The organism is Paenibacillus sp. YYML68, assembly GCF_027923405.1.
In the GTDB taxonomy this organism is placed as follows: domain Bacteria; phylum Bacillota; class Bacilli; order Paenibacillales; family NBRC-103111; genus Paenibacillus_G.
In genome coordinates this window covers 4,057,785-4,078,630 of record NZ_BQYI01000001.1, presented here as the reverse complement: position 1 = coordinate 4,078,630, position 20,846 = coordinate 4,057,785, and the positions used below count along the sequence as shown (strand labels likewise).

Sequence of the window (20,846 nt, the reverse complement as noted above, 5' to 3'; positions counted from 1 at the left end):
GTCGAATTTTGCGGAGGGAATCTCGCATGATTCGGCACTTTTTCTTACATACAATCTCATTTCGATAATATAAAATGGTTTATGTTACTATACTATTCAATATTAGGAGGTATGAATGAGATGGGACAGGGCGGCTATATCACATTAGTGAATGGTACCAATTGCAACTGGGTACTGACCAAGGAGCATTCTTATCAGATGGATCGATGGGAATTCCCGAGCACCGTAGCTGCGGGAACGAGTGTGACCGTGTATGTGGAATGGAATGATAGTTGGATTCACACGACAAGCGATGATGCGGGAGAGGCCACGTATAGTCTTAGCGGAACGGGTCACAGCTTTCAGATTCAAGCTAGAGCACAGCATGGATTCAATCTTCAGGTTGAGCTGACCTCCATCTCGACGATGGGGCATGCGCAAGGCTCGGTCATCCCGCTCGGGTGGAAGCATGACGGCTACGTCGACTTCATACTGGCTGGCGAAGAAGGGAATTTCATCTCGAACAACATGCCGACAGCCTGGATGCAATCGAATGTGAATGTACTAGGCGATAAAACCTTGCGTGAGCTGTGCATCCCAGGCTCTCACGATGCTGGTATGAGCACGTATACGTCAGGAACTGCGTTCAGCTACGAATGCAATACGCTTACGCAGACGAAGAGTGTGTATGATCAGCTTGTGGCGGGTGCCCGATACTTCGACATTCGGCCAGTCATTAGCGCAGGACAATATTATACAGGTCACTATAGCTTAATTGTAGACATGTCTTGGCAAGGTGGGAATGGGCAGTCCATTGCATCGATCATTGAAGACGTGAATCGCTTTACAGCTACGAATAAAGAGCTTGTCATTCTGTACTTATCCCATGACTATAACACGGATGTCGGCAATATGAGCTACAGACATTTCACCCAAGAGGAATGGGACGGACTGTTCGAAGAGCTGATGGCATTGAATAATCTGTATACGGCAGCAAGCCCTGAGCCAGACTTAACGATGCTTAAGTTGAATGACTACATCGGCGGTGAGCGTGCAGCCGTAGCCGTGATTGTGGACCCTGGTGTTCCATCGACACACTTGGGTAACTATAGTCAACGTGGGTTGTATCTTAAAAACTGTTTTAAAGTATTTGACTCCTACTCCGAAACGAACATTTTAAACGATATGATGTCGGATCAGCTGGAAAAGCTGCGTGTGCAGAAGCCGACACCAGACGCATGCTACTTCTTACTGTCATGGACACTGACGCAGGGCGTATCTCAGGCAACGTCATGCTACTTGCCGGGTATCAAAAGTATTCTGGATTTGGCCAATGAGGCGAATCCTCAGCTATACACGACGCTAACTCAATATACCAATAAGTGCTATCCGAATATTCTATATATCGACAACGTCACTATTTCTACGATCGCATCGTTCGCTATGGCGGTCAATTGGAAGGCGAAGCATTAATCGATTGCATCATAGGGTGATCGTTCAATGAATCGGCTGTGAGAGAGAACTCTTACAGCCGATTTGTTGTGCGCTTGGCATGGGCGGTAACTTAGCGGTGAAGAAGTCCATTTCATTCACGCATATATAAGGCAGAGGACGTTAGGCGAAGCGGGTATACATGCGTATAATGGGAGAATGGGCTTGTCGAAGCAAGAGCATCCGTCGGAGCAGGCTTGGGAAGCTTATCGAGATGACACAGGATGGAGGACGACCGAATATGAGCAGAAGGTATCGGATTACAAGAGCATTCCAGCATAGTGAAGGCCCGCAATCGGTCATCAGCTTGGAGGAGTGCAAGCAATATTTCGCGGCGAAGCCTGACTTCGAGTACACAGCTGTGTACAAGGTCAGGGGCGCGGACGGTACGACGATGGCGATCGAGGGTGACTTCTTCTTATGGAGCTACGGCGAAGTTAGGATTCCATTCCGCCATTATGAAGGCGATATCTATGTGTCCGGTGCGAATGAGGCTGTCGTACCGATGATGCTAGAGGTCGCGAGCGAGCTCGTTGCGGATGTGGCGGAGGGGTGAAGGAATCGGTGTTCATGACTGTTCTCGTGGCCGAGGAAGCGGGGATTATAGCTGCACCTCGCGAAGCTGAATGTGGTGTTGACCGGAGAGCGGTACAATACATTCAATTCGTACTTCGTATTCATCGGAGCTAGCAACACAGTCAATGAAATCGTTAGAGACAGGAGCAAGCAGCCCTCGTCACCGTACATGTCCTGTACGGTGCGCGAGGGCTGCTTGCTGTCCGTTCCAGCCTGATTCCTACAGCGTGCGGACCGCTCTGGATGCCGCAATCAGCACGGTACAAAATATCGCGATCATACCGCCGAATACAACCAGAATCGTAGCTATAGAGGCTCCTCCATTCATTAATAAGGAAATGGTAGCGTGGGATAGCGGGAGCAGGCCTGTTGTAGCCGTCGTGACCAAGCTCATCACCCGTCCCAGCTTATCCGGTGGTGTACGTTCCTGAAGCAGAGTAATGAAGTACGTGTTGCTGAAGGACAGTACAAGTCCGCAAATGAGCAGCAACGACAGGATTGAGAAGAACTGACTCGTGATGCCCAGGCCTAGCACGCACAGACCGCAAGCGGCTAGACAGGATAAGGAGATGAGCATCCGCCTTTGTCGTATTCGAGTGAATGCAATGATAGCGCCGCCTGCGATCATGCCGACTGATATCGAAATTTCCAGATAGCTGAGCGTCAGCGCATTGCCCTTCAGTACAGAGTCTACGAGTAACGGGATTGCGACTGCGAGGGGGCCTGAGAGGAAGAAGCCGGCCATCATCAAGGTTAGCATCAATACTTTAATGTAAGGCTCTGTTCGAATGTAGGTAAAGCCTCCCTGCCATTCCTTCAACAGAGATTCTCTGCTGCCAGCTTCATCCTCGGATATGCGGGGCATGAACTTTCCGACGAGTAATGAGAGGAATGCGCCGATGATGAGGATGATGGAGATGGTGCTGAATAACGAGGAATAGGAGCCCCACGTCAGCATCAGACCGCCGATTAACGGGCCGATCAAATAGAAGCCTTGTTGAATGATCTGGAAATAAGAGTTCGCTTGAGCCAGCTGATGCTCCGGTACGATGGCAGGAATGAGTGATGAAGCAGCAGGCCAGTAGAAGGCATCCAGCGTACCGAACAGCAGTGCAAATACGAGCATCCACGAAAAGCTGAGCACATCAGAGATCAAGCAGATGAGCATAACAAGCAGCAGAAGTGCGCGAAGGATATCTGACATAAACATCAGCTGCGGTTTCGGGATCCGATCGGCGAGCACTCCGCCTAAAGGCATGAGTACAAGTCGAGGTATCGCTGTCATCATAAGAACGATTCCTAGCGATTGACCGAGTCCCAAATAATTAACAATATACCAAGCCTCAGCTAATTGAAATACAGACGAACCAACGCTGTTAAAGACGAGAGAAAGCATGGCCAATAGAAAAGCTTTGCTTTGCATTAAAGGCAGCGATTGCCTCAACGACTCTTGATCGGGAGAAATAGCCGATTGCGTCTGCATGATTTTCCCTCCTAGCTTTTTATCCTCTATCAAATATTAGGAATCTTCCGATAAAATATATCAAATAAACCCAGTTAATGCTAGTATATTGCACTAAATTTAAATTTTATTAATATTTGACAAAATATAGCATTTGGTTTAGGTTGGAATAAGAATTTACTCTCCGTTTGATTTCACTATAATTGGGAGCTTGATAGAGTAAAGCTGAGTTCAATTTTATGTACAGCATTGGTGTGCATTTTACCTGATGACATAGGAATCGATAATTTGGAGAACAAGGAGAGAGGCAAGGTATGATTGAAAGACAGTCTCATGGCCCTCCCCGCTTACGTGATGATGAGTCCCTCGTATCCATTCCGCTGGCACGCAGTAATCAGGTCGTGATGAGTAAGCAGATGGGGTCGCTTCGAATGGAGCTTGCCACTGAACTTGCTTCGGCAGTGCAGGAGATTAGTGAGCGATGTGGCGTGACGTCGTCGTCGGTCTTGCTTGCGTTGTGGGGGGGACTGCTGCATCGTTACACGGATGCCGAGGAAGTGCTGCTCTATACATTGGGGGGGACTGGTAATGATGCGGCAAGCGCACCTTGCTGTGTTCCACTGCGAGTACCTGATCTTCATCCCGACACCTCCTTCATCCAGATACTATCTTGGATCACTCAAGAGGAGCAGGTGACACTAGGGCTGGAGCGTGTTGGGCAAGCATACCCAGAGCAAGTGGGTGCAATGCAGCCGTTACTATTTGTGTGCGAGTCATCACAGTCTACAGCGACGCTGGAGTGCTACGACCATTATGGTGAGCTCATCGTCTGTACGGAAGCAGGAATCGGCCTGTGTCTGCATATGCGCTATGATGCACGACTGTACACTGAAGCGTACGTTCGGGGAATCGCGTGCCATTATGAGAAGCTCGGGCTACAGGCTCTGCAGCATCCTGAGCGAAGCATTCAGTCCTTCGAGCTATTAAGTTGGGAGGAGGGAGAAATGCTGCTGCGTGTCAACGACACTGCGATGGACTATCCGCTGCAATCGATTGGCGATCTGTTCAGAGCGCAGGTGCAGCAATCACCCCTGCAGACTGCTGTCGTATATGGAGAGCAGCTGCTGTCGTATCAGCAGTTGGACGAAAGCTCGGATCGGATCGCCGCTTATCTGCTAAGCAGAGGACTTGTACAAGGGATGCGCGTAGGCTTGATCGCGGAAAGGACACCCTCTATGCTCGTTGCGATCATCGGTATGTTGAAGGCAGGCATGACATATGTCCCGATCGATCCGCAGTATCCAGGAGAACGAATTGAATTCATGCTGAACGATAGCAGCTGCGCCTATATTGTGGCTGATGAGGTTTGTAGTGTTGCGGCTCAGCAGCTTGGCCGGGAAGTGCTGCAGATCGAGCATATGTTGCAGTATACCAACGAAGAAGAGCTGGATAAGCCGTTCGTCAGTCCGGCCGCACCAGCTTATATGATGTACACGTCGGGCTCTACTGGTCAGCCGAAGGGTATACTGACCACGCATTGCAACATTGTGAGGACGGTGCGGAATTGCGGCTATATCGAGCTGCATGCTCAGGATAAGCTGCTGCAGCTGTCCAATTATGCGTTCGATGGCTCGACCTTCGATATATTTGGTGCTCTGTTGAATGGGGCACAGCTTGTACTTACACCTAAGTCTGTCCTATTGGACGCTTCGTTGCTGGCTGAGCTGATTCGCACGGAGCGGATTACAGTGGCCTTCATGACGACAGCGTTGTTCAATGTGTTGACTGATATGGATGTAGCCTGCTTCGAGCCGCTTCGCAAGCTGTTATTTGGCGGCGAGACGGCTTCAGTCAAGCATGTGCGGAGGTGTCTCGATTATATGGGGGACCACCGGCTTATCCATGTTTATGGTCCTACGGAGACTACGGTGTTTGCCACGTTCTACCCGGTCGATCATCGTATTTACGATATGGACTATGTGCCAATTGGCAGGCCGATTCATAATACTACGGTATACGTGGTGAACAAGCTGGGCCAGCTCCAGCCTGTAGGTGTGCCCGGTGAGCTATGGATTGGAGGCGATGGGACAGCGATTGGATATGTGAACAGGGATGATCTGACCAGCTCCAAATTTGTAGACAGTCCATTCATAACTGGAGAACGCCTCTATAAGACTGGCGACCGGGTTCGTTGGACCAACGAGGGCCAGCTCGAATTTATCGAGCGGATGGACCAACAGGTGAAAATTCGGGGTTACCGTATCGAGATGGGGGAAGTAGAGAAGCAGCTGCAGCGGCTTGAGCTTGTCAAAGAAGCGATCGTTACTGCAGGTAAAGACGACAGCGGTCACGCTTATTTATGTGCGTACTATATTCCGAATGCGAATATCAGTGTGTCAGAGCTCAAGAGTCGTCTGAGCGCGGTCCTTCCGGCTTACATGGTACCGGACTGCTTCATGGCGATGGAGAAATTCCCGCTAACCCCGAATGGTAAAATAAACAAGCGTGCTCTTCCGGCACCCGTACGAATAGATATACGTCCCTATGAGGCTCCAGCGACAGAGACAGAAGCCGCACTAGCTGAGCTGTGGCAGTCTGTGCTGGCTGTTGGGCAAGTGAGCCGATACGCCCACTTCTTTGAGCTGGGCGGACAATCGTTGAAGGCGATGATGCTGCTGGCCCAGGTTCGAGAGCAATTTCAAGTAACACTTCCCGTAGCTGAGATATTTGACAAGCCTGTGCTTTTGGAGCTGGCCGCTACCATCGAAACGATCTCTGACGGAACAGTTCTTATGCCTCTTGATCGGGCAGAATACCGATCCTTCTATCCCGCTACATCCGCACAAAAGGCGATGTTCGCCCTCCAACAGCTTGCTCCTGCAAGCTGTAGCTACAACATTACGTCCGCGTATCGGATCATCGGCCGTTTTCATCCAGATCAGCTGGAGCGCGTCTTGCAAGCGCTCGCCCGGCGCCATGAGAGCTTGCGTACGTCATTCCAGTACATGCAAGGTGAGCCTGTGCAGATCATTCATGATGAGCTCTCCTTTCAGCTTGAGCGTTATGAGGCTGGACACGAGGAGGAGGCAGCAGCTCTTGTTCAGCAATTTATACGTCCGTTCGATTTGTCGAAGACTCCCTTATTCCGTGCAGGCTGCATTCAGCTAGGCTCGTCGGATGAATATATCGTTGTGCTCGATTTTCACCACATTATATGTGACGGCATTTCCCTGAATATAGTGCATCGGGAATTGTCGGAGCTGTACAAGGGACTTGCATTGCCAGAGCTGGATATCCAGGTTAAGGATTATGCGGTGTGGCAGCAGAAGCTGCTGATGACGCCTATGTATGAGGCCAAGCAAGTGTTCTGGCAGGGGCATCTGGGCGGCGAGCTGCCGCTATTGAATATGCCGACTGATCGACCGCGTCCTACTGTCAGGCAGTCCGCAGGCAGCCGATACCGTGTCAAGCTGGGAGCTCGCAGGACCGAGGGACTTAGGCAATTGTCTAGACAATGCCAGTCCACGTTGTTCATGACCTTGCTGTCGTTGTATCAGGTAATTCTATCTAAATATGGAGACCAGTCGGAGGTCGTTATCGGAACGCCGGTTGCAGGTCGACTCCATTCTGCCATCGATTCGCTAATCGGTATGTTTGTCAACACGATTGCACTGAGGCTGTCCGTTCGACGGAATCAGACGTTCATGGAGATCGTCAGTAATGTGAAGGATATTGTGCTGCAAGCGTTCGAGCATGCGGATTATCCATTCGACAAGGTGCAGGAGAAGCTGGGCTGTAGGCGAGATCCGAGCCGTCACCCGGTGTTCGATGCCATGCTTGTATTGCAAAATATGGATAGCGTCGCTCTCGAGCTGGCGGATACGCGCGTTGAGCGGATCTTCGTAAGCGGGAATGAGACCCGATTCGACTTGACCTGGGAGTTCTACGAGGGCGTGGAGCTAGAGCTATATATCGAATACAGCACGGTGCTGTTCGAGGAGTCAACGATTACACGAATGTCAGAGCACCTTCTGCATGTGATCGATCAAGTAATCGAGTGTCCGGATATGAAGCTTGGTGAGCTAGAGCTCGTCAATGATACCCAGCGGGAGCAGCTGCTTGTTCAGTTCAACGACACGGATCAAGCTTATCCGAGCCAGACGACTGTGCACCAGCTGTTCGAGCAGCAGGCAGCTCGAACACCGGATGAGACGGCGGTCTTGTCTGAAGGGAGGACGGTGACGTATCGTCAGTTGAACCAGCTGGCCAACACCTTGGCCCGCAGGCTGCGCGAGAAGCATGGGGTGAAGCGTGACCAGTTCGTCGGCATGCTGCTGGACAAATCGGTGGAGATGGTGGCAGCGGTGCTAGCGGTGCTGAAGGCTGGGGCGGCCTATATTCCGATTGATCCGACATATCCCGAGGAGCGCATTCAATACATGCTGACGGACAGCGGGGCAGAGCTGCTGCTCGTGGACGAAGGTGGGAGGCCTCCTTCCAGCTATGCCGGCAGCGTGCTCGAGGTGAAGCGAATGGAAGGGTGGCTAGAGGAGGATTGCTCCAATCTTGAGTCGGTGAATGCTGCTTCTGACCTTGCCTATATGATTTATACATCAGGCTCGACTGGACAACCCAAGGGAGTCATGATCGAGCATCAAGGGTTATGCAACTTTGCGCTCTTGTCCGAAGCATACGGAATCCAGAGCAAGGGGCGTGTGCTCCAGTTTGCGCCATTCAGCTTTGATGCTTCTGCTGCAGAGCTGATTCATACGCTGCTGTCGGGAGCGACACTGATCGTTGAGAAGAAGGAGGTGTTCTTGTCCAATCTCGTTTCGTTCCTTCAGGAGCGACAGGTGACCTCGGTTACTTTGCCGCCAAGCTTGCTGAAGGCAGTGGACGTCCGGGCATTGCCGGAGCTGAAGACGATCGTCACAGCCGGGGAAGCTTGCAGTATGGAGCTTGTCGAACGATGGGGGGAAGGTCGCACGTTTATTAACGCGTACGGACCGACGGAAGCGACCATCGGCTCTACGTATGGCGTACTGGTCAGCGGGATGCGGACGGCGGTGATCGGCAAGCCGATACCGAATAAGAAGCTGTACGTTGTCAATGCGGACTACCAACTTCAGCCGATTGGGGTGCCAGGTGAGCTATGGATCGGCGGAGCAGGGATTGCTAGAGGCTATTGGAACAAGCCGGAATTAACAGCAGAGCGATTCATAACTAATCCGTTCGGAGAAGGCCGCATCTACCGCACCGGAGATATGGTGCGATGGCTGCCGGACGGGACGCTGGAATTTCTAGGACGCATCGACCATCAAGTGAAGATTAACGGGTATCGGATCGAGCTGGACGAGATTGTTGAGGCATTGTTGAGGCATCCTGGCATATCCGATGCGATCGTCATCGATTGGAAGCGGGGGAATCAGGTCGAGCTGGCAGCGTACATCACCGTGTACGATCGGTTGGAGGAGAGGGAGATCCGGGCGTACTTGCGTCAAGCGCTGCCGGCGTACATGATTCCGGCGTCCTTCATCGTTCTGCCGTATCTCCCACTCACGCCGAACCTGAAGGTGGACCGCACATTGCTCCCGGAGCCAAGGCTCTACGCTCAGCAGGAAACACGTTATCGTGTCCCGCAGAATGAGCTTGAGTCCATGCTTGCTGCAATATGGGAGGAGGTGCTGAACATACCAAGGGTCGGGATCGATGATCACTATTTAGAGCTGGGCGGTGATTCGATTAAAGGTATTCAGATGGCAGCAAGACTTAACCATCTGGGCTATAAGCTTGACATTCAGCAGCTCTTCCAATATTCGACGATAGCCGAGCTTGCCCCACATGTAAAGCTGCTGACTCACAGCATCAGCCAGGAGCCTGTCATCGGCGCTGTCGAGCTGACGCCAATCCAGAGGTGGTTCTTCGGCCTCGACATCCCGAACAAGAGCCATTGGAATCAATCGATGATTCTCCCTTCTGAGCAGGGCTGGGAAGAAGTCGAGGTTAGAACGGTATTGCGGAAGCTCACCGAGCATCACGATGCTCTCAGGATGACATTTCGGCTGGAAGGTACACGGATCGAGCCCTATAACCAAGGACTGGAGCATGACGCATTCGCGCTTCGAGTGTATGCGCTGGATGTAGCTACGGATATAGGGCTGACCATCGAGCGTGAGGCCAACAAGCTGCAGAGAGGCATGAACCTGGAAGAGGGACCGCTGCTGCAGGCCTGTATTTTTCAGACGAACCGCTGTCATTATTTGCTGCTTGCCATTCATCATCTGGTTATTGATGCGGTGTCCTGGCGTATATTGCTGGAGGACTTCCACACGCTGGTCGGTCAGCTACAAGCAGAACAACCGCTGTTGCTTCCGCTTAAGACGGATTCTTATGTAACGTGGAGCCACGCGATCATGGAATATAGGCAGACCCCGTTCTTTGAGTCAGAACGACGGTATTGGCAGCGTGTCGAGGAACGGCTGCAAGGAGCGAACATGCTACAGCCAACTGCTCGATGTACTGTGCGTGAGAGCCGAAGGACGGCGTTGACTCTAGGTGAGCATGCCGCTGCAGAGCTGCTGGGTCCGGTACACCGGGCATTTGGTACAGAGGCGAATGATATATGGCTCAGTGCGCTCGCCTTGACGGTTCAAGCCTGTCTTGGACATTCTACGATCGTTATTCATATGGAGGGACACGGTCGTGAAGCGCTGCATCAGGAGCTTAATGTGACACGAACCGTCGGCTGGTTCACATCGTTATATCCGGTCATTATCGAATTGCCGTCAGACCGCATTGCGGAGACGATTGTGAACGTCAAAAACTCGCTGCGAGAGATACCAAATAAAGGAATGGGCTACAACATGATGATTTCGCAGCAGTCAGGTGAAGCGTTGCTGCGAGCTGTGACTCCTGCGTTGACCTTCAATTATTTAGGCCGTTTCGATAACGGCGCAGCCTTGAATGGGATCGGAGCCTCGTACCCGTCAACCGGTGATTCCATAGACCCGGCAACTCCAATGCTCGCTGGTATTGACATCGTGGCGGCAGTTGTCGAGGAGCAGCTGCATATTGTGTTTACCTATGACCCAAGTCAGTACACGGTTGGTCAGATGAGTGAATTCGTCAGCGTGTTTCATCGCTGCTTGGATCGAATTCGTTCACATTGTCTGGAGCAGCGGGAGCAGGTGTTGACCTCCAGCGATTTTAGCGCTACTGGCTTGGATCAGGATGAGCTTGAGCTGTTTTTGAACACATTAGAATAATGGATTCGGGACGGGGGGCATACGATGGTTGAAAGAAGCAATATCAAGGATATTTATGAATTGACTCCATTGCAGAAGGGCGTATTATTCCACTATGTAGAGGACCCGACCCGTCACGCTTACTTTGAGCAAATGACGTTGTCGCTGGACGGAGACGTACATCCACAGGCGCTGGAGCAAGCGTTACAGGGACTCATTGAGAAGCATGATGTGCTGCGTACCGTGTTCGATCATACGTCCTTCAAGCAGCCAGTCCAGATCGTGTTGAAGCATCGCACGACTTGTATACATGTCGAGGATTTGACCGGGTTCTCGGAGGAGGAGCAAGCCAGCGCTGTCGATGCTTACCGTGTGCTTGATCGCAGCAAGGGCTTCACCTTGTCGGCTGATGTGTTGATCCGATTCGCCTTGTTTAAGCTGAAGGACGACTCTTGGAAGCTTGTATGGAGCCACCATCATATATTACTAGACGGCTGGTGCCTGGAGATTATTCTGAACGATCTGTTCACCTTGTATCAGGCGAGCTTGCAAGGCGTACGAGTTGAATCTGTCAGTGCTGCTCCCCCATTCAGCAGCTATGTCAAATGGCTGCAAGCTCAGCCAACATCAGGCGCACAGCTATATTGGGACACCTATTTACGTGGGTATGACGGCTGTACCGGTATACCGATTCAGCAGATGGCGCCCTCTGACCCGTATCAGCACGGGACGTATAGCTTTCGTCTTGAGGAGCGGCTGACGTCTGGCTTAATAGAGCTTGCAAGGCACAATCAGGTGACGCTTAGCTCGGCGTTCCAGGCGGTGTGGGGGGTTCTGTTACAAAAATATAATCAGACTCGAGATGTTGTCTTCGGCACAGTGGTCTCTGGTAGAAGCGCTCCCGTTCCTCATATTGAGCGTATCGTCGGCTTGTTCATCAATACAATACCGGTTCGGGTCAGCAGCGAGGAGCGCGGCACCATTGCTGAGCTAATGAAGAGTGTCCAGAAGCATATGCTGGAGGCCGAGCGCTGCAGCTACTTGTCGTTGTCGGATATGACGGCGAGTACCCTGCATCATAGCCAGTCGATCAACCATGTGGTGACGTTCGAGAATTATCCACTGGACCTGGATAAGCTGAATGAACAATTGGGGCAGACGATGCGTGTGACCGCCATCGAAGCCTTCGAACAGACAAACTATAATATCGATCTGACGGTATACCCCGGAGCGTCTATGGCTCTGGTATGTACCTATAACAAGAGCTTGTATACGGAGCCTTTCATTCACAGGATCGGGGGACACTTGAGTCGGATCATAGAGCAGCTTCTGGAGCGTCCCGATATGCCGGTCTCTGAGATACAACTGCTCACGGAACAGGAGCGGGAGCAGATTGCCGCATGGACGTCCAAGGAAGTGGACGAAGCAAGGACGGCTCTGCGAACAGTGCCGTCCTTGCTTGAGCAGCAAGCTCAATTGCAGCCTGATGCTGTCGCGATTGAGCTGGGGGCGCTCAGTATGACCTATGCCGCATTGAACGAACGGGCTAGCGCTGCAGCGAGTATGCTGAGAAGCCGGGGGCTGGGTGGCAACGATCGTGCCGTAGTTCTCATGGAACAGACGATGGAGGCGGCTGTGGCGATGGTCGCCGTGATCAAGGCGGGAGCTGTCTATGCAGCCATTGATGCAGCAAGCTCGGAAGCAGTCATCGAGCAGGCATTGAATGCAAGCGGCGCCGCATTCCTACTTGTCCCGGCCTCTTGGCGGCAGAGCCATAACTTGAGGTTCGAGGGCATCGTCATGACACATGCGGAGCTGTTCGCTTCTGAAGAAGTGGTGCAGGCGGGTACTGTAGTCCATGAGCCGGATGATCTCCTGTGCATAAGCTGCATGCTACCGCCATCTGTCAAGAACGAGGCCAGTAAACAGGCGCTTCCACCGGAACATCCGCACGCCGCATTCTGGCTCCATATGCATTGCGGTGAGCGGCCTACTCTCTGCCTGCCAACAGATTACGTAAGAACAACTACCCAGCGTGGATCTGTTGGAGTGAGCACGATTCAGCTTGAAGCTGAATGGTCTCGGACGCTTCATATGACGGCGGAACGCAACGGAGTTACGCTGCATATGCTGCTTCTTACCTCATACATGATATGGCTGCATAAGTACACAGGGCAGGAGACGATGAATGTAGCCGTTCTATCCTGCTCCCAGCATGGAAGCAGTGAGCTCCAGCACGATCAACGATGCCGATTATTAGCGCTTCGCTATCATTGCCCGGAAGCTGCGACGATCAATGCTCATCTTCAGTATACACGGGATTTGGTTCATGCGGCGTTCCAGCATCGAGACTACCCGCTGGATCAGCTTGTCCGTCAGCTGCAAGAGAGCGGCAGCGGCAACTCGCTCCCGTTATTCGATACGATGTTCGAGCTTCGGGAGTCCGGTCAGGAGTCTGTGGATAGCTGTCTGACAGAGCAAGAGGCGGTCACCGTGAAGCACCTGGACCTGCGGCTCGTTGCGCATCAGGACGAACAGAACGTCACGTTCTCCTTTCACTTCGCCGCTGGGCTATTCAATAAGGGCACCGTCGACCGCATGGCTGCTCATTACTTGGAGCTGCTGAAGCAGCTGTTCACGGAGCCGTCGATGCATCTTGGACAGCTGTGCATGCTGTCCGGCGAAGAGCGTGAACGGCTGCTGCATGATTTTAACCCGATTGGACTCCAGCCAGCTCCGAGGGTAACGTTCCATCAGCTATTCGAGCAGCAGACAGAACGCACTCCTCATGCTGTTGCGGTCATCGATACGGAAGAACAGCTGACGTATATGGAGCTGAATACGCGGGCCAATCGACTTGCACATACTTTGCGTAGCCAAGGTGTTCTGCCGAATCAACTGGTGGGAATATGGGCGGACCGCTCGACACACTTGCTCACGGCGGTGCTCGCTGTGTGGAAGGCGGGCGGAGCTTATGTGCCAATCGATCCCGAGTATCCGTCCGAGCGAATTCGCTATATGCTCGAGGACAGCTCGGCCGCCGTAGTGCTGACGCTGAGGCACTTGCTTCAAGGGGCGGAGGCATGGCTGCAGGAATGGAGCGGTCCTGAGTCCATATTATGTCTGGATGATGACGAAGCCTACGATGTTGCCGATACTAATCCTGATCCGGTTAACGCACCGAATGATCTGGCTTACGTCATCTATACCTCGGGTACAACCGGAAGACCCAAAGGGGTGATGATAGAGCATGTTAGTCTTGTGAATACAGCGGATGCGTATCGACGAGAGTATCGACTGGAGCAGTTTCCCGTGCGTCTTCTGCAGCTGGCCAGCTTCTCCTTCGATGTCTTTGTTGGAGACATCGCGAGAGCCCTGTACAACGGCGGTGCGATGGTGATCTGTCCGCAGGAAGACCGGCTTGATCCCAGAAGGCTATACAGCTGGATCACCGATCAACACATTACGGTATTCGAATCAACCCCAGCGCTCGTGGTTCCTTTCCTGGAGTATGTGTATGAGCAAGGCTGGGAGCTGTCTTCCATGCGCTTACTTATTACGAGCTCCGACAGCTGCAGGGTGAACGATTATCGGACGATGCAGGAGCGGTATGGCAGCAAGCTTCGGATTATGAACAGCTATGGCGTCACGGAGGCCGCTATTGATTCAGGCTTTTATGATGAGCCGCTTGCCAAGCTGCCAGAAGCAGGGAATGTTCCGATCGGCAAGCCAATGCTGAATGCTACATTCTACATCGTTGATTCAACGATGAATCCGGTGCCCGTCGGTGTGCTGGGTGAGCTGTGCATCGGCGGTATCGGAGTAGCTCGTGGCTACTGGAATCGTCCAGAGCTGACCAGTGAGAAATTTGTAGCCAGTCCCTTTCATCCTGAGCAACGGCTGTATCGCACCGGAGATCTAGCGCGCTGGATGGAGGACGGGAACGTTGATTTCGTTGGACGTATCGATCATCAGGCCAAAATAAGAGGCTACCGGATTGAGACGGGTGAGGTTGAAGCTCGTCTGCTTCAGGTGCCCGGTGTTCGGGAAGCCGTGGCGGTCGTACGGGACAACGCGAGCGGCGAGAAGGTGCTATGTGCCTTCATGACGGCTTCATGCCAGCTTAATATGTTGGAGGTGAGGGATTCCCTCAGCCAGCTGCTGCCAAGTTATATGATTCCTTCGTACCTCCTGCAGCTGGAGCGTCTGCCTATTACACCGAATGGAAAGCTGGACCGCAAGGCGCTGCCTAATCCGGCCCTCGCTGATGAAGCCTGCGATCCGCTACTCGATGATGAGTCGCCGATGCGGATTGTGCCTGTCACACATCGTGCGGTGCATCGACTGGCAAGACATGACGATTACAGGCTGCTCGGACCTGGATCGCGGTGTCTGAGCGTATTCAACGGGCATCCAGTGTGGGAGCTGGAGCTGCTGCTGCCGCTGCTGCGCGGAGCTACGGTTGTGCAAGTCCCGAGCCTGAACTACGGGGTGGAGGAGCAGCAGTCAGGTCTACTGCGCACACTGCAGCAACAATCGATACATGTGCTTCAGACAGCGCCTTCCTTGCTGAAGTCGCTGCCCTGCGAGCCTTGTCCAGATCTGAAGCTAATTGTGATCCGAGGGGAAGCGATTACAAGGCGTCTTATTCAAGAGTGGGGAACCGGAAGATCCCTGGTTCACGTATACGGTTCCGCGGAGACAGGCTGGGCATGTATGCACACCGTTTACCGTGGGGATGCGTTGCAGCCGCATGCGGCTAGGCCGGAGCCGGGCGTACAGGTTCATGTTCTGAACGGTCAGCTGCAGCTTCAGCCCGTGGGCCTTCCTGGTGAGCTGTACGTCGGAGGCGAATGGATTGCTGACGCTTCGTGGACTGAGGCTGGGTCTGGGCGATACGTCTTCATCGACAATCCGTTCAGGGCGGGTGAGCGCCTGTATCGTACCGGTGAATACGCCAAGCTGCTGGAGGCCGGGACGATCCTACGGTTAGGTCGAGCGAAGGAATATTCGCCGCTACAGGAGAGAGCTCTCGAGCGAAGAATGGTGGAGCACGCACTTCAGGAGCATTCCCTCGTGCGGGATGCCGTCGTCGTGTGTGTCGGGGAGAGGCGGGAGCTTTGCGCGTTCATCGTCGTGGAGCAGGGCAAGGTGCAGGGCAAAGAGAAGGGATTGCATCAGCAATTGGCCCGGTTCCTGCAGTCCCGAGTGCCCTCCGAATGGCTGCCCTCCATGTTCATCGATGTCCCGGAAATATACGCCGCGCGGGATGAGAGCGCTGATCTGAAGCGGCTGCCGCTGCCGAGTGAACCGTCGGGCTGGCAGGCTCCTCGCAATGCAACAGAGCAGCAGCTTCTCTCTATATGGCGGGAGGTGCTCGGTAACGATAAGCTCGACTGCAACGAGCATTTCTACACGGTCGGCGGACATTCATTGAAGCTCATGCTTCTCTTGTCCCGTATTCAAAAGAAATTCCAAGTGAACCTGTCCTTGAAGACGATGATGGAGCATCTTACGATTCGTGAGCAAGCTGAATATGTGGTGCGTGCAAAGGCAGAAGCTTATTGTGCCATTCAGCCAGCGGACAAGCAGGCGTACTATCCGGTGTCCTTCGTGCAGAAGCGTCTGTACGCGGTCCAGCAATTCGAAGGAGTCGGAACGAGCTACAACGTTCCGACGCTGATCGAAGTGTCTGGTGTGCTCGATACAGATGCCATGATGGACGCGATGCGCCAGATTGTCGATCGACACGAATCGCTGCGCACCTCCTTTCATTATATGAATGGTGCATTACTTCAGAAGGTTCATGAACGGGCTGAGCTATCAATTCCTCTTCTCTTCTCGTCGCTAGAGGAGCTGCCATCGATGCTTCGCTCGCTCGTGCGTCCGTTCGCCTTGGATCAGGCCCCATTACTGCGCTGTGCCATAATTCGCCTGGAGGCTGACCACCATTACGTGCTAATAGATGCCAATCATATTATTTACGATGGACTATCCGGCGATATGGTTGTAGAGGAGCTACTACGACTGTATCAGGGAGAGTCACTACCTGAGCTTGAGCTCCAATACAAGGACTATGCTGTGTGGCAGCAGCAATCGATACATACAGAGCTGATGCAGCGTCAGGAGCGGTACTGGCTCGATCGATTCGGCGGCGAGCTTCCTGTACTGGAGCTGCCTGCGGATGATCCGAGACCTTCTGTGCAGTCCTTCGAGGGCAGCACCGTTACCTTCAAGCTCAGCGATCAGACGCTTGCGGCTGCAAGAAGATATATGAAGGAGCAACAGGTGTCTCTGTACGTGCTGCTGTTCGCCGTCTATAGTGTGCTGCTTGCCAAATATACAGGAACGGAGGACTTCGTTGTCGGCACTACGAGCACGGGACGATCTCATCCGGACCTGGAGCCGCTGGTCGGCATGTTTGCAAGCACGCTGCCGATTCGCTGCGATGCGGCGGGGCATCGGACGTTCGCTGAGCACGTGAGGCAGATCCAGTCTGCTATTTTTGATGCGCTGGAGCATGCCGACTATCCGCTTGAGCAACTCATCGGGAAGCTGAAGCTGCAGCGGGATGTGAGTCGTCATCCGCTGTTTGATACGATGCTGGTGATGGAGCCACAGGCTCCACGTATGGCAGCGCCGCCCGGACTTCACTTGACCATGCACAATGCCGAATGGACGAACGCGAAGCTGGACTTGACCTGGTACGTGCAGGAGTGCGGGGATGGTGTACAGCTGGTGGTGGAGTACAGCACGGCGTTGTTCAGGGAGAGGACGATCCAGCGTATGGCGAATCACTTCATTCATGTGCTGGAAGCTTGCACCGCAGCACCGGAGCGATCCTTGAACGAGGTAGAGCTAATGACGGCGGAGGAGAAGGCGATCATTCTGAATCAGTTCAATGCGACGGCCGTCACGTATCCGCCGTTCCGTTCGCTGCCGCTCATCTTCCAGGAGCAGTCCAGTCGTTCTCCGGACGCTGTGGCCTTGCGCTATGCCGATCAGAGGCTTACCTATGGTGAGCTGAACAGGCGGGTCAACAGCCTTGCGCACATTCTTCGCGCCAAGGGTGTTGGAAGGAACATCGTCGTCGGGGTTCGGATGAACCGCTCCCTGGAGATGATGATGGCGATCCTGGCGATATTGAAGGCAGGCGGAGCCTATATGCCGATAGCGCCCCAATTTCCGCAGGATCGAGCCGCTTATATGCTAGGTAACAGCCATGCTCGGCTGCTTCTGACGGAGCATTCGCTTCCACCTCTAGCCGATGGTCTTCAGGTGGAGTGCATCTATGCAGATGAGCTAGAGCTGTATAATGGCGAGTCTGCCAACCCACTACCAGTGAATGATGCTCATGATCTAGCGTATGTGCTGTATACGTCAGGCTCCACGGGGCTTCCGAAGGGTGTGATGATCGAGCATGGTACCGTATATAATCGGCTCAGCTGGATGGTTCGTGAATATGGCATCGCACCTTGCGATGTGCTGCTGCAGAAGACGCCCATTGTATTTGACGTCTCGGTCTGGGAGCTGTTTATGTGGTTTTTTGTCGGGGCTTCATTGAGTGTACTGGAGCCGGAGGCGGAGAAGTCGCCGGAGACGATGATTCAAGCTATCGCCAAGCACGGGGTAACGAGCATCCATTTTGTACCTTCCATGTTGAACACGTTCTTGACCTACATGGAGCTGCCTGGCACGATCGAGCAGCTGGGAAGCTTGACCCGCGTGTTTACGAGCGGTGAAGCGCTGCTGCCAAGTCACGTAGCCCGATTCCAGCGGACCGGGCATCCGGCTCGTCTGTACAATCTGTATGGCCCGACAGAGGCGACCATTGATGTATCGTATTACAATTGTCCGGAGCAGGAGGAGCCACGAATCGTTCCGATTGGCAGACCGATACATAATGTACAGCTGTGGATTATGAACGATCGGATGCAGCTACAGCCAATCGGGGTCCCAGGTGAGCTATGTATTTCCGGCAATTGTTTGGCACGCGGATATATGAATCGCGACGAGCTGACACAGGAGCGATTCGTGCAGCATCCTATGGTACAGGGAGGCCGCCTCTATCGGACAGGCGATCTGGCACGCTGGCTGCCTGACGGTCAGATTGAATATTTGGGCCGCATCGATAATCAGGTGAAGATCAGAGGCTACCGAATCGAGCTGGATGAAGTCGCTGGTTGTCTTATGGACAGTGGGATCGCTCGGGAAGCCGTAGTCGTGGCAAGGAGTGACTCAGCAGGTGATCTGTATCTGTGTGCGTATTATACAGCCCATGCTGGGCTGGATGCCTCAGAGCTAAGACGACAGCTGGCGGCTAAGCTGCCGGAATATATGATACCGTCTTGCTTCGTACACATGGACCGGTTGCCTCTAACTCATAATGGCAAGCTGGACCGCAAGGCACTGCCTGAGCCTGAGCGAGCAGCAGCAGGCGAGTACAGCGCACCTGCAGATGAGCGGGAGCAATGGCTGGCAGAGGTGTGGCAGGATGTATTGAAGGTCGAGCAGGTTGGGGTGACCGATAACTTCTTCGAGCTGGGCGGCGACTCGATCAAGGCCATACATGTGGCAGCTCAATTGAACAAGCGCGGACTGCGCGTGGACATGTCGGATTTCTTCAAGCGACCTACCATCCGGGAGCTGGCACCGTGCATGCGAGAGAACGTCCGCAGGGTGAGTCAAGCACCGATCATAGGGGAAGGGTTACTGTCACCGATTCAGCGCTGGTTCTTCGAGCTGGAGCTGGAGAATCACCATCACTGGAACCAGGCGGTGCTCTTGCACCGGAAGCAGGGCTGGGAGCAAGCAATCGTCGTCGAGGCGATGAATGCGATCATTCGCCATCATGATGCGCTGCGAACGGTGTTCGTCCCACAGCCTGACGGCAGCTTCCTCCCGTACTTCAGGCCGGAGTCTGAAGCGCAGCTGGAACTGCGAGTGGTGTGGCTTGAGGAGGAAGAGGGTGCCCAGACTTGCATCGAGCGGCAGGGAGAGCAGGTGCATCGATCATTGCAGCTAGCAACGGGTCCGTTGACAGCAGGGGCACTGTTCAAGACCGAGGGAGAAGGCGACTACTTGCTTCTGTCTATTCATCATCTGGTTATCGACGGAGTGTCCTGGAGTATCCTGCTCGATGACTTCCAAGCGGCGTACGAACAGCTGCAGCGACAGGAGCGCGTACATTTGCAAGACAAGACGACATCTTATATGGAATGGTGTGCATGCCTTGAGCGGTACGCGGTGAGCGATCAGCTTATGCAGGAGCTACGCTATTGGCATAGCCTAGCAGCGTCGACGATTGATTCACTGCCGACAGAGGAGGTGCCTTATGGCGATACGGAGCTTCATGAGGACGTGACGTTGCTTGTGGATCGGGTGGCAGCACAGCAGCTTCGGACAAGTGCGAGCATGAACCGTACGGATATGCAGGAGCTGCTGCTTGCAGCTCTCGTCATCACGATTGCCGAATGGACAGGCAGCTCCAAGGTAGCCATTGATCTGGAGGGACACGGCAGGGAGGTCCTCGAGGATGGGATCGACCTGACGCGAACAATCGGCTGGTTCACCTCGCTCTATCCGGTTGTATTCCCGGTTCAGGAACGATCTCCGGCTCATGTATGGAGACAGGTGAAGGAGGTACTAAGCGCCATACCGTCAAGAGGCATCGGCTACGGAATATTGAAGTATTTAACGCCTGCTGACATGAAGGATCATGGCACGTTCTCCCTGAAGCCGGACATATTATTCAATTACCTCGGTGAGATCGGAGATGCATCAGAGGGGGGTGCCACCTTGATACAGCAGGAGACGGGTGCGCTGGGCAGTGCCTACGTCACGGCTCCATACAAGCTGGAGCTTACCGGTATGCTGACGAAGGACGGATTATTGTTCAAGCTCGGGTATTCCGAGCATCACTTGACTCGGCGCACGGTCGAGAGGCTGAGCCTGCGATATGGCGAGAATCTTCAGCGAATAGCCGAGCATTGTATGCAGCAGGCCTCATCGAAGCTGACACCGAGCGATTTCACTGCCGCCAAGCTGACTGTGGAGGAGCTGGACGATATATTGGAGGCGCTACAGCCATAATG

Annotated in this window: 5 protein-coding genes; 4 read left to right on the top strand and 1 reads right to left on the bottom strand. The window is 53.4% G+C overall.

Annotated features, from left to right (window positions below; all coding sequences use genetic code 11):
* Positions 1–111: 111 nt before the first annotated feature.
* Together PAE68_RS18150 and PAE68_RS18145 are read left to right on the top strand one after the other, a co-directional pair.
* Entirely contained in the window at positions 112–1,452 is a 1,341-nt protein-coding gene (locus PAE68_RS18150) for a PI-PLC domain-containing protein (RefSeq protein WP_281889313.1), read from the top strand.
* A gap of 259 nt (positions 1,453–1,711) precedes the next feature.
* Positions 1,712–2,026, top strand: a complete 315-nt coding sequence (locus PAE68_RS18145; protein WP_281889311.1) for a hypothetical protein — start codon at positions 1,712–1,714, stop codon at positions 2,024–2,026.
* 240 nt (positions 2,027–2,266) lie between these two features.
* On the opposite strand, the gene PAE68_RS18140 is transcribed toward PAE68_RS18145, so the two are convergent.
* A complete protein-coding gene (locus PAE68_RS18140; protein WP_281891131.1) occupies positions 2,267–3,469 on the bottom strand; it encodes an MFS transporter in 1,203 nt (400 codons plus the stop codon).
* A 353-nt stretch (positions 3,470–3,822) separates the two neighbouring features.
* On the opposite strand from PAE68_RS18140, the gene PAE68_RS18135 reads away from it, so the two are divergent.
* Complete coding sequence (locus PAE68_RS18135) at positions 3,823–10,773, top strand: non-ribosomal peptide synthetase (protein ID WP_281889309.1); 6,951 nt, start codon at positions 3,823–3,825, stop codon at positions 10,771–10,773.
* 24 nt (positions 10,774–10,797) lie between these two features.
* On the top strand, positions 10,798–20,844 hold the full coding sequence (locus PAE68_RS18130) for a non-ribosomal peptide synthetase (RefSeq protein ID WP_281889307.1): 10,047 nt from the start codon (positions 10,798–10,800) through the stop codon (positions 20,842–20,844).
* The last annotated feature ends 2 nt before the right edge of the window (positions 20,845–20,846 follow it).